Origin of the sequence: Amycolatopsis echigonensis (genome assembly GCF_014174495.1) — a bacterium.
Classification (GTDB): Bacteria; Actinomycetota; Actinomycetes; order Mycobacteriales; family Pseudonocardiaceae; genus Amycolatopsis; species Amycolatopsis echigonensis.
The window spans coordinates 1-11,622 of record NZ_JACJHR010000137.1; the positions used below are offsets into that span (position 1 = coordinate 1).

General features: G+C 65.7%; 9 protein-coding genes, 1 tRNA gene and 2 pseudogenes. 3 read left to right on the forward strand and 9 right to left on the reverse strand.

From position 1 onward, the window contains the following. Positions 1-80: 80 nt before the first annotated feature. The 6 genes from H5411_RS43840 to H5411_RS43865 form a co-directional block, all read right to left on the reverse strand. Positions 81-794 (reverse strand): ABC transporter ATP-binding protein, encoded by a 714-nt coding sequence (locus H5411_RS43840; RefSeq protein WP_101439316.1) that lies wholly within the window; start codon positions 792-794, stop codon positions 81-83. After that, positions 781-1,710: an ABC transporter ATP-binding protein gene (locus tag H5411_RS43845; RefSeq protein WP_101439315.1), complete on the reverse strand. Its 930-nt coding sequence runs from the start codon at positions 1,708-1,710 to the stop codon at positions 781-783. Before H5411_RS43845 ends, H5411_RS43840 begins: the two co-directional genes overlap by 14 nt. Further along, complete coding sequence (locus tag H5411_RS43850) at positions 1,707-2,852, reverse strand: branched-chain amino acid ABC transporter permease (protein WP_183127605.1); 1,146 nt, start codon at positions 2,850-2,852, stop codon at positions 1,707-1,709. Before H5411_RS43850 ends, H5411_RS43845 begins: the two co-directional genes overlap by 4 nt. Beyond that, positions 2,849-3,862: a branched-chain amino acid ABC transporter permease gene (locus H5411_RS43855; protein WP_101441247.1), complete on the reverse strand. Its 1,014-nt coding sequence runs from the start codon at positions 3,860-3,862 to the stop codon at positions 2,849-2,851. The genes H5411_RS43850 and H5411_RS43855 overlap by 4 nt, the downstream gene beginning before the upstream one ends. A 94-nt stretch (positions 3,863-3,956) precedes the next feature. After that, complete coding sequence (locus tag H5411_RS43860; protein ID WP_101439313.1) at positions 3,957-5,132, reverse strand: branched-chain amino acid ABC transporter substrate-binding protein; 1,176 nt, start codon at positions 5,130-5,132, stop codon at positions 3,957-3,959. A 615-nt stretch (positions 5,133-5,747) separates the two neighbouring features. Further along, positions 5,748-6,362: an ANTAR domain-containing response regulator gene (locus H5411_RS43865; RefSeq protein ID WP_009079762.1), complete on the reverse strand. Its 615-nt coding sequence runs from the start codon at positions 6,360-6,362 to the stop codon at positions 5,748-5,750. Positions 6,363-6,558: 196 nt separating this feature from the next. On the opposite strand from H5411_RS43865, the gene H5411_RS43870 reads away from it, so the two are divergent. Then, positions 6,559-6,632: transfer RNA gene (locus H5411_RS43870), tRNA-Leu, on the forward strand. Beyond that, positions 6,608-7,135, forward strand: a complete 528-nt coding sequence (locus tag H5411_RS43875; protein WP_183127607.1) for a hypothetical protein — start codon at positions 6,608-6,610, stop codon at positions 7,133-7,135. The genes H5411_RS43870 and H5411_RS43875 overlap by 25 nt, the downstream gene beginning before the upstream one ends. A gap of 327 nt (positions 7,136-7,462) precedes the next feature. Here H5411_RS43875 and H5411_RS49485 read toward each other — a convergent pair. Next, positions 7,463-8,137 (reverse strand): annotated as a pseudogene (locus H5411_RS49485) (recombinase family protein); the annotation flags it as partial. On the opposite strand from H5411_RS49485, the pseudogene H5411_RS43885 reads away from it, so the two are divergent. Beyond that, a pseudogene (locus H5411_RS43885) lies at positions 8,051-9,462 on the forward strand (aspartate ammonia-lyase). The pseudogenes H5411_RS49485 and H5411_RS43885 sit on opposite strands and share 87 nt — an antisense overlap. 441 nt (positions 9,463-9,903) lie before the next feature. Here H5411_RS43885 and H5411_RS43890 read toward each other — a convergent pair. Continuing rightward, a complete protein-coding gene (locus tag H5411_RS43890; RefSeq protein ID WP_183127608.1) occupies positions 9,904-10,401 on the reverse strand; it encodes a hypothetical protein in 498 nt (165 codons plus the stop codon). Positions 10,402-11,350: 949 nt separating this feature from the next. Next, a partial coding sequence (locus H5411_RS43895) for a hypothetical protein (RefSeq protein ID WP_220818276.1) occupies positions 11,351-11,622 on the reverse strand: 272 nt, incomplete at its 5' end.

The following is an 11,622-nucleotide window of genomic DNA, read 5'->3' on the forward strand; positions in this document are numbered from 1 at the left end:
ATCGACTTCGGGGTGCCCCGCCGCAACATCCCAATGCAATGTCGCCGCCAGGCGACGAGCCGAAACCCGCCGAATCAGAATCATCCCACCCCGAGATAAGCCTCCTTGATACTGGTGTCAGCCAACAACTCCTGCCCAGTACCAGTCTTCGTAATCTGCCCAGTCTCCAGCACATAAGCCCGATGCGCCCGGGACAACGCCTGCTGCGCGTTCTGCTCGACCAGCAGCACGGTCGTCCCCTGCCGATTGATCTCCGTAATAATCCGGAAAATCTGCTGGATAAACTGCGGTGCCAGCCCCATAGAAGGCTCGTCCAGCAACAACAACCGAGGCTTGGCCATCAACGCCCGCCCGATCGCGAGCATCTGCTGCTCGCCACCGGACATCGTCCCGCCGACCTGCGTCTTCCGCTCGGCCAGCCGCGGAAACAACTCAAACACCCGGTCGAAATCCGGCTGCAGATTCTTCCGGTCCTTGCGCGCATAAGCGCCCATGTCCAGATTCTCGAGCACCGTCATGCCGGGGAAAATCCCCCGCCCCTCCGGAGCCTGCGAAATCCCGCGGACCACGCGCAAATCGCCGCGCAGCCGCGAAATGTCCTCGCCGTCGAACCGGATGGAGCCGCTGGAGATCGGCCGGATGCCGGAGATCGCCCGCATCGTGGTCGATTTGCCGGCGCCGTTCGCCCCGATGAGGGTGACGATTTCGCCCTCGTTGACCGTGATGGACAGCCCGGACACGGCCTGGATCCGTCCGTAGTGGACGGAAACGTCGGAAAGCTCAAGCAGCGTCATCGTCGGGAACTCCCAGGTAAGCGGCGATCACGGCGGGGTTCTCCCGGATCTCGGAGGGAAGCCCGTCGGCGATCTTCTTGCCGAACTCCAGCACCACGATCCGGTCGGTGACGCCCATGACGAGCTTCATGTCGTGTTCGATCAGCAGGACGGTGAAGCCGTCGTCGCGGATCGTCCGGATCAGCCCCATGAGCTCTTCCTTCTCCGCCGGGTTGAACCCGGCGGCGGGCTCGTCGAGGCAGAGCAGCTTCGGCTCGGTGGCGAGCGCCCGCGCGATCTCCAGCCGCCGCTGATAGCCGTAGGGCAGGTTCTTCGCGCGGTCCGCGGCCCGGTCGGCGATGCCGACGAATTCCAGCAGCGCCATGGCTTTCTCGATCGCCTGCTTCTCCTCGCGGTGGTGCCGCGGGACTCGCAGGAGGGCGCCGAGCAGGCTCGTCTTGTGCCGCGCGTCGGTGCCGACGACCACGTTCTCCAGCGCGGTCATCTCGGAAAACAGCCGGATGTTCTGGAACGTCCGGGCGATGCCGAGCTGGGTGATCCCGTGCCGCGACGTCTTGCCGAGCGGCTTGTCCTCGAGCAGCACCTGCCCCGAGGTCGGCCGGTAGACGCCGGTCATCGCGTTGAAGCAGGTGGTCTTGCCCGCGCCGTTCGGCCCGATCAGGCCGAGGATCTCGCCGCGCCGGATCTCGAAGGACACCGAATCGAGCGCCACCAGGCCGCCGAAGCGGACGGTGACGTCGTCGACCTTCAGCAGCGTCTGCCCGTAATCGGCCCGGATCTCCCGGTCCGGCGCGACGACCTCGGCGACCTCGGCCTCGTGCTCGGCGAGCTCCTCGGCGGTCATGTTCGCGACCTCGGCCACGAGGCCGCCCTCGGCCGGGACCTCGGGTCCGTTTCCGTTGCCAGGGACCGTCATGCCCTCTCCCCCGCGTTGTCCGTGGCCAGCGAACCGTCGCTGCTGACCTGCTCGCCCTTGCCGAGCAGCCGCTGGTACGCCTGCCTGCCGTAGGCGAGCAGCCGCTGCCGCGCGCCGAGCAGGCCCTGCGGGCGAAAGATCATCAGGACGATCAGCGCCAGGCCGAAGATCAGGTACTTGTACTCCGCGATCGCCTGGAACCGCAGCGGCACGTACGCCACGACGATCGCGCCCAGCAGCACGCCGACCTTGTTGCCCGCGCCGCCGAGAATGACCGCGGCCAGGAACAGCATCGACGTGACCACGTCGAACTTCTGGTTGTTCACGAAGCCCAGCTGCCCCGCGTACAGCGCGCCGGAGAGGCCGCCGACCGCGGCGCCGCCGACGAACGCCCAGATCTTGAACTTGAACGTCGGCACGCCCATGATCTCGGCCGCGTCCTCGTCGTCGCGGATCGCGACCCACGCGCGGCCGACGCGGCTGCGCTCCAGGTTCCCGACCACGAACAGGATCACGATGATGATCGTGACGCAAAGCCAGTACCACGGGATTCCGTTGGTGTTGTTGAACAGCGGGCTGCCGTCCGCCTTCGTACCCGGCGGATGCCCGACGCCCTGGAAGCCGCGGTTGCCGCGCAGCGGGTCGATGTTGTCGGCCATCAGCCGCACGATCTCGCCGAAGCCCAGCGTGACGATCGCCAGGTAGTCGCCGCGCAACCGCAGCGTCGGCGTCCCGAGGATCACCCCGAAGATCATCGTGACCACCATCGCGATCGGCAGCACGACGAGGAACGGCAGCTTCGAAAGCGACGAATCCGGGCTCGTGAACAGCGCCATCACGTAGGCGCCGACCGCGAAGAACCCGACGTACCCGAGGTCGAGCAGGCCGGCCTGGCCGACGACGATGTTGAGCCCGATGGCGACCAGCGCGTAGCGGGCCACCTCGAACATCGCGATCGGGAAGTCGTACCCGGGCTGGGTGGTGATCAGCGGCGGGTTCAGCACCGGCAGCAGGTAGACCAGCGCCACCAGCGGGATGAGCACCCCCCACTGCTGGACCCGGGACAGCCTGTTCCACCAGTCCGAGACCGGACGGCGGCGCGCCTTCGCCGGTGCGGCGGGCGGCGTCGTAGTCGTCGTCATACCCGTGCCTTTCCGAGCGATTCGCCGAGAATGCCGGTCGGGCGGAGCATCAGGATCAGCACCAGCAGGACGAACGCGACGACGTCGCGCCATTCCCCGCCGAACAGCGACTGCCCGTAGTTCTCCACGACCCCGAGCAGCAGGCCGCCCAGCAGCGCGCCGCGCAGGTTGCCGATGCCGCCGAGCACCGCGGCGGTGAACGCCTTGATGCCGAGGATGAAGCCGCCCTGGTACGAGGCGCCCTGCGGGATCTTCATCATGTAGAACAGCGCCGCCGCGCCGGCCAGCAGGCCGCCGATGAGGAACGTCAGGGTGATGACGCGTTCCTTGTTGACGCCCATCAGCGTGGCCGTGTCCGGGTCCTGCGCCACCGCGCGGATGCCGCGGCCGAACTTGGTCCGGTTGACGAACATGTCCGTGCCGATCATCAGCAGGATCGACGCCACCACGGTGATGATGGTGACGATCGTGACGCTGCCGCCGAAGATCGTGAACACCTCGTCGTTGCGCAGCAGCCGGATGCTGTTCTCCGGGTTGCCGCCGCGCCAGATGAACAGGATCTGCTGCAGCACGAAGGAAGCGCCGATCGCGGTGATCAGGAAGACCAGCCGGGGGGCGTTGCGTTTGCGCAGCGGCCGGTAGGCCACGCGTTCCAGCACCACCGCGGTCCCGCCGGACACCGCCATCGACGCGATCAGCGCGATCAGCAGGAAGCCGATCAGTTCGAAGATCGGCAGATCCGGGGTCGCGCCGGAGCGGAAACCCAGGCCGTAGAAGGTGAACCACGTCGCGAAGGCGCCGTAGATGAACACCTCGGAGTGGGCGAAGTTGATGAGTTTGAGCACGCCGTAGACGAGGGTGTAGCCCAACGCCACGAGCGCGTAGATGCTGCCGTAGGACAGACCGTCGATCGTGTTGTCCCAGAACTGGTTCAGGAACGAATTCACGTCGAAGGTGATCCAGGTGCCGCCGCCCTGCGCGAGGACGAGCGAACTGAGGTCAGGGGTCATCGACACACTAGTTCTCCATGTGGGTCCGGGGTGCGGGCGAGGCGGGATCACGCCGCCTGGCCCGCACCCCGGTACTGGAACCGAAAGCGGTGAGCTACTTGATCTCGGTGTTGCGGACGATCTTCCCGTTCTCCACCTTGTAGGTCCACACGGTGGTGGAGGCGAGCTCGCCGTGGTCGTCCCACTTGAAGTGCTTCGTGATGCCCTGGCCGTCGTAGTTCTTCACGAAGTCCAGCAGGCCGGCGCGGTCCTTCTTGCCGGCGTCGATGCCCTTGAGCAGGATCGTCGCGACGTCGTAGGCCTCGGGCGAGTAGGTGCCCGGGTCGGCGCCGGTCGCCGCCTTGTAGGCGTCGGTGAACTTGGTGAACTGGTCAGCGGGCACGCACGGGCAGGTGAAGTACGCGTTGGCCGCGGCGTCGCCCGCGCCCTTCACGAACAGGTCGTCCTTCACGCCGTCCGGGCCGACGAACTTCGCCTTGACGCCCGCGTCGTTCAGCTGCTGCGCGAACGGAGCGGCTTCCTGGTAGTAGCCCGAGTAGAAGATCGCGTCCGGCTTCTCGCCCTTGATCTTGTTGACCACGGCCGAGAAGTCGGTCTGCTTCGTCTTGACCTTGTCCTGGCAGCTCGCCTTGTCGCCGAGCGCCTTGATGGTCGAGGCGGCGAGACCGGTGCCGTACTCGGAGTCGTCCTCGATCACGCAGACCTTGTTGGCCTTGAGGTCGCCGGTGATGAACTTCGCGGCGGCCGGGCCCTGCGCGTTGTCGTTGCCCAGCGCGCGGAAGAAGGTCTTCCAGCCGTTCTGGGCGAGCGACGGGTTGGTCGCGGACGGCGTCACGGCGACCAGGCCCGCGGAGTTGAAGATGTTGCCCGCGGCCTTCGACTCGCCCGAGAACGGGAGGCCGATGACGCCGATGATGCCCGGGGTGTTGACGATCTGGGTCACGATGCCCGGAGCCTTGTCCGGCGTGCCCTCGGTGTCGAACTCCGCCAGCTTGACCTGGCAGCCCGGGTTGGCCTTGTTGTGCTGGTCGACCGCCAGCTTCGCGCCCTTGAGGATGTTCTGGCCCAGGGCCGCGTTCGCGCCGTTGATCGTGCCGGCGTAGGCGATCGAGGTCGGCGCGCACTGCGCCTTGCCGTCTCCCGCCGGGTCCGCCGCGTTCGCCGCCGCCGACGGGGCCGCGGCCTGCGGCGCGCCGCTGTCGCCGCCCGAGCCACTGCCGGTCCGCGCCGAGCAGGCGCCCAGGGAGATGACTCCCGCCGCGGCCAGCACGATGACCTTAGTGAGTCGTGCTCTCTGCACTCGTTCCTCCAAATGCCACCCGCCACGTCCCGTGGAACGGCGGGTCCCTGCGTGGGACTTCGACTGGGCGCTGAACGTAGCCGCCGGGTGAGGTGTTGCACAGAGTCACAGCGAGTCTTGTATCCACATCGTGACGGTCGTCACGAGAATTAACGGACGATTTACACTCGATCGTCTTATTGCAACGACCGAGTGAATGACTCTTCGTGTCCGAGCACCCCGCGAACGGACCTTGACCAGACGTCCGATCAATGAGTGCAGTCTAAGAACATCCCCTCCGCCATCGTGACCGCCACCACGATTACCCGGCCTCCAAGGTAGCAACCTTGCCCTTTCGCACAGAGCAGATCAACCCGCACGGGTGGCTCAGCCGTCACTGCGACGGAAGGGTTTTCGCTGGTCAGCGGCCAGGTTCCGGACGACACGCCGGGCCGGGACGGATCCGGCACAACGGACGGGGTCCCGCTGGACGGAAGCGCACTCCGGCGCTGGACGGTGACTCTCCGGTGTTTTTCCGGCGGTGGAAACGGAAAAGCGGGCGCGACCCCCTGGTCGCGCCCGCTTGTCCGAGTGCTGGGCCGGTGCTCAGCCGATGCTTTCCACGACCGCCTCGGCGACGGCTTTCATCGTGGTGCGCCGGTCCATCGCGGTGCGCTGGATCCAGCGGAACGCGTCCGGCTCGGTGAGGCCCTGGCGGCTCATCAGCAGGCCCTTCGCCCGGTCGATGACCTTGCGGGTCTCGAGCCGGTCGGTGAGCCCGGCGACCTCGGCCTCGAGGGCCTGCAGCTCGGAGAACCGGCTGACGGCCAGCTCGATGGCGGGCACGAGGTCGCGTTTGGCGAACGGTTTGACCAGGTACGCCATGGTGCCCGCGTCGCGGGCCCGTTCGACGAGGTCGCGCTGGCTGAACGCGGTGAGAATGACGACGGGCGCGATCCGGTCGCCGGTGATCCGCGCGGCCGCCTCGATGCCGTCGAGCTTGGGCATCTTGACGTCGAGGATCACGAGGTCCGGCTTGAGGTCGGTGGCCAGCGCGATGGCCTCCTCGCCGTCGCCGGCCTCGCCGACGACCTCGTAGCCCTCTTCGCGCAGCATTTCCACCAGGTCGAGCCGGATGAGCGCCTCGTCTTCGGCGACGAGCACCCGTCGCTGCGGCACGCCGGCGGCGGCGCCGTTCGACTCGGCAGCCTGTTCGGTCACCGGTGTCCTCCTGAAGGCTCGGCGGGACGTCTTCGACACGCGGTCACCCGCGAGAGCCCAGCGTACCGGGACCGATCCAGATCCCACGATGGCGTTCACCACGAAGTGGCGGGCGACACCCAGCCCCGGCCCCAAGTCGATCACCGGACCCGGTCGCCGGAGGGGAGGGCGGATCCCGTAAAGTTTCCGGCACTGCGCCCCCGTAGCCCAACTGGCAGAGGCAACGGATTCAAAACCCGTCCAGTGTGAGTTCGAATCTCACCGGGGGCACGGACGACATCTACACAAGCGAACGCGCTCGTCTGAGCGGCTTGTGTGTCAGCCATCTGATCCGTGATCCTCTCCGCCACCTCGGCCACGTCCGGGACGTCCCCGGCGGGCAGCGTGATGGCAATCTCGACATGATCGTCGTCCAGCAATCGTACTTCGAGCCGGAGCACCTCGAAGAGCCTCCGCAGCAACTCCGGCGGCGCCGCGGCAAGCTTCAGGGAGAGCACGGGCAAAGCGTCAAGCAGAGCTGCCTCGTCAGGACCCGGCGGCTTCGGCTGGCTTTGCGCCTCAGCGTCCAGATCCGCGATCTGCTCCACGATCGCTTCTTTCTCTCCCTCCAGTTCGTTGTACGTCCCGCGCAGCCCCCGGGTAAACGGATCATCCAGGTCTCCGCTCTGCGCCTGCCGGAGAATCGACTGCTGGCGCTTCTCGATGCCGGCGATGGCGCCCTCGAGCGACATACGCTTCCGCGTTCGTTCCTCTGTGGCGATCTCGTCCGCTGACGAAGCCTCGCCGAGCAGCAGCCGTACCCGTTCTTGTCCGAAAACCCGATCGGTCAGGAACTGGGCGACCGCATCGGCCACCGCGTCCTCGCGGACGTAGACCGTCTTGCGGTGCCCCGCGTACTTGTCCGCCCTCCCCCGGTTGTTATTCAGCGGATGGCAGACGTAGTAGGCAAACCGCGGCCGCTGGGCACCGAACATGCGGCGGCCGCAACTGCAGAAGATCAGGCTTCGGAACAAGCCTGTCCGCCTCGCCGCCGGATGGCTGTTGAGTTCCAGCCCGTTCCGCCTCGATTGGCCGATCTTCCGGCCGGCGTTGAAGTGGTCGTACATCCACTTCGGAATCAGCGGCTCGTGTGCCGGTTCAGGCGACCACACCCACTTCGCGGGGTCGTTCACTCGCCCGTGCGCGGATCTCGAAGCTCGCCGGTTGAAGACCTGATAACCCGTGTATTTCGGGTTGTGGAGGATGTCGGCCACAGTCGACTTGCTCCAAGCTCCTCGTGCGCGAAGCATCCCTGCGGGCTGAGGGGGCGGGTACTTCGACAGATCGGCGTTGAGCCGGTCGACGATCGCCGGATACCCGAGGCCCTCGTACCGCCAGAGCGCTATCTGCGTCACGGTCTCGCCACGAGCGTCGTCCGGCTCAAGCCGTGACTTCGTGAACCCCTTGGCCGCCTTCGCGGGGTTTGGATGGCGGTAGACCTTCGCCCGGTAGCCGTAGCAGGGTTTGCCGATGTTCCAACCTTCGCGAACATGGGTGCACAGGCCGCCCCAAGACTGCTCAAGGGTGTTCAGGACCTCGTATTCGGCGACCGACTGATTGATCCTGCGCTGGAGAATTCGCTGCGCGCGGCTGCCGGAGACAGTGATCGGCTCGTTGGAAGCGAACAACGAGACGTCCGCCTGCTCGAGTTGGCGTTCGATCGGCAGTCCCTCGAACGACCGGCGAGCCACGCGGGCGATGCCCTCGCAGATCACGACGCGTACTACGGCGTGCACACCATGCGCGCGCTCTCCAACTTCGCGATCAGCTCGACGCCCATCTCCTCATACCCCGCATTCATCACCGCGCTCGCCACAGTCAAACAAGCCGCTGCAACGGCGAACCGAGACCTCGGCCTCCTGCCCCGCCAGGTCGCCGACGCGATCATCAGCGCCTGCGAACAGATCCGGACCGGCGGTCTGCACGACCAATTCGTCGTCGACGCCATCCAAGGAGGAGCCGGCACGTCAACCAACATGAACGCCAACGAGGTCATCGCCAACCTCGCCCTCGAGATCATGGAATTGCCCAAGGGCGACTACAGGAACGTCCACCCCCCCTCGACCACGTCAACCTCGGGCAAAGCACCAACGACGTCTATCCGACCGCGATCAAGCTCGCGCTCGACAGAGGCATCGCCGAACTGGACAACGAGATCAGCACGCTCCGCACGCACTTCGCCGCAAAAGCCATCGAATTCGCCGACGTGCTCAAGATCGGCCGCACTCAGCTCCAAGACGCCGTGCCGATGACGCTCGGCCAGGAATTCGCCGCATACGCGGTCACGCTCAAAGAAGACCAAGGCCGGCTCGCCGAAGCCCGCGTCCTGCTCCACGAACTCAACCTCGGCGGAACCGCGATCGGCACCGCGCTCAACGCGCACCCGCGCTACCGGGCACACGCGATCGAGAACCTTCGCGAACTCACCGGCATCGCCACCCTGATCGGCGCGGAAGACCTCATCGAAGCGACCCAAGACGCCGGGGTCTTCGTTCACCTTTCGGGCGTGCTCAAGCGCATCGCGGTGAAGCTGTCCAAAATCTGCAACGACCTCCGCTTGCTGTCCTCCGGACCTCAGGCAGGACTGGGCGAAATCAATCTGCCAGCCCGGCAAGCCGGGTCATCCATCATGCCCGGCAAGGTCAACCCGGTCATCCCCGAAGTCGTCAACCAGATCGCGTTCGAGGTCATCGGCCACGACCTCACCGTAACCATGGCCGCGGAAAGCGGGCAGCTCCAGCTCAACGCCTTCGAGCCGATCATCGCGCACTCGCTCTTCACCAGCCTCGACCACCTCACCGCAGGCGCCAGCACTCTGGCGCGAAACTGCATCGCCGGAATCACGGCTAATGCCGAACACCTGCGCCGCACCGCCGCCGCATCGATCGGCCTGGTCACCGCGCTCAATCCCGCGATCGGCTACACGTCAGCCACCGAAATCGCCCACGACGCGCTCCGCGACGGCCGCAGCGTCAGCGACCTCGTCCTCGAACGCGGGCTTCTGGCAAAGGAGAAACTCGACGAACTGCTCTCTCCCGAGAACCTCACCGGGCAAAGCTGAGCTGTCTCCGTCCGCTCTCCCGCCGCGATAGTTCCCCAACGGCCCCGCGACATGACAGCGGAGTCGCGCCCTTCCCGTCTGCCCTGGACAGCGTTCGCGAAAGGCACTCCAGCCGGAACCTCGATCCGGCTGGGAGAATTCGCGAACTCCTGCCCTGCCAGTCCGTGGAAGCAAGGACAGTTCATCGAGCAGCCCGATTCCGTCACCTGCGCGACGTCACCAGTCGGTGCTGCCACGTCTCCGTCGACATCCGGCATACACGATGCGGACAGCCCAGTCTACGAATGCCCGGCTGACGGCTGCGGCTGAAAACTCAGCTGGCTCGACAGCGAACGGCACCGGCGTCGCCGGACCCTAGCGCCCGCGAGGAACCCGCGGACAATACGGCACTCTTTCCAGCTCGCCCGGTTCGGGCAGCCCGTACGATCCCCTGACCTCAGCCTAAGTTGCCTGCTCGATACCGGTGCCCCTGGCGTGCCGACCACGCGCATCGCCGACGAGCGCCGCTCCGGCGGGAGAACCCACCGCCAACAGGTGGAACAGCGGGTAGAGCCGGTCGCCGCGGATCTCCCGCAAGAACGCCGCGGTCTGCGCGGCCGTCCACACCGCCACGCGCGGCCGGTCCCCCGTCGCCCGCCACAGGGCGACCCGCAGCAGTGTCCACACCACCGCGTGCGGCCGCCGCTGCCGGGGAAGCTCGACGAAACGAGCGGGGTTGCGATCGATCAGCCCGCGCCGCACCGCCGCGTTCAGCACCGCCCGCAACGTCGCCTGGATCCGTTGCAGCGTGCCCGGGGTGACCGGACGACCCGCGACACCGTGGGTCCGGATAATCGCGGTGAACATCGCCTGCACCTGCGCGTTGGTAAACTCGCCCAGCAGCCGGTCGCCCAGATACGGGACCAGGTACCCACGGACGTGCTGGCGGTAACTGCGCAACGTCGATGCACCCGGCCCACCCGCGTGTCCAGCCACAACCGCAACTACTGCCCGACCGTGATCACCGCCGCCGACAAATCTCGCCCGCCGGGATCGCACAGACAGGCCCGCGCCTGCCGCGCAGCCCACTGTGACGAGAACCCGCTCCGGCGAACCTGCCGCCTCCGCCCGTCCGGCCGCAGCGGCATCTCCACCCGGAAATACCAGCTCCCGTGCCCCCGCGCTCGCAAGCGCCGACACCGGTCGCCCAGCAACCGCCCGTGCAGTCCCGGCACCCGCACCGCTAGTACACGCCAGCGACCTTCATGGCGCACCGCCCACGCCTACGACGGACGCCTCTCAGCGTGCGCCGCCGACATGCACAAGGAGCTACCGGACGGTCAAACAGCAACCTGAAGTTCGCTCAATCCAGTGATCAGCACCAGAACCGAAAACCTCAGCCGACCACCCTTCGTCAACTGCACACCGACCCGGTAGTGCGGCGCGCATGCAGCGGCCGATACAGCTGATTTCCTTTACACACTCTCGGCAAAATTAATCTGATCTGCCACATCCAGATCCCCCTCAGTGGTGGCGACGACAATCCATGATCGATCCACCGAGACGAAATAGTGATGCTCTGGCACCTCAAGCAATGCAGCCACAACCGAAGAAGGGTTATTAGAATTAAAACGCAAACCGTATGGCGATAGACCGTCTCCGACGTGATCGACCGATGACCCCGAGCGGAGGCGCCGACACACCTCCCTTGAGGCTGTCAATGACAGCTGCACATCGTCGTCAAACCTCCAGTGCATATGATTTCCCGGCACACGGGTCCAATCTATCTTAGCTCCAACCTTTGGAAAATGACGGCCGAGCCAATCGAAGACAGCCGACATGTCAATTCTATCAATATCATTCAGAGGTGGCACAGAATACACAGCCTCCTCCCAGTAATTGCCAGTCATTAACCACATCCGTAATGGCTTTGGATTTTTGTGACAGTTGCCTTGGAAGCATCGAAGGTGAAGTGCGGACCCTTTTCCTTCCCGCTCCAAACATTGATATGGGCACCACTTCGCTCATCGTATTCGATTCGGAACCCCGTCTTACCATCAGCCGTCTGCGTGCCAATCGGTTTACCCTGGATCTCACCAAACTTTCCGAGCGTTGGCCTCTCTGCCTTGAACCCGCGATCCTGAAGCCAGCCCAGCGCCTTGTTCATCGCTTGGTTGAAAT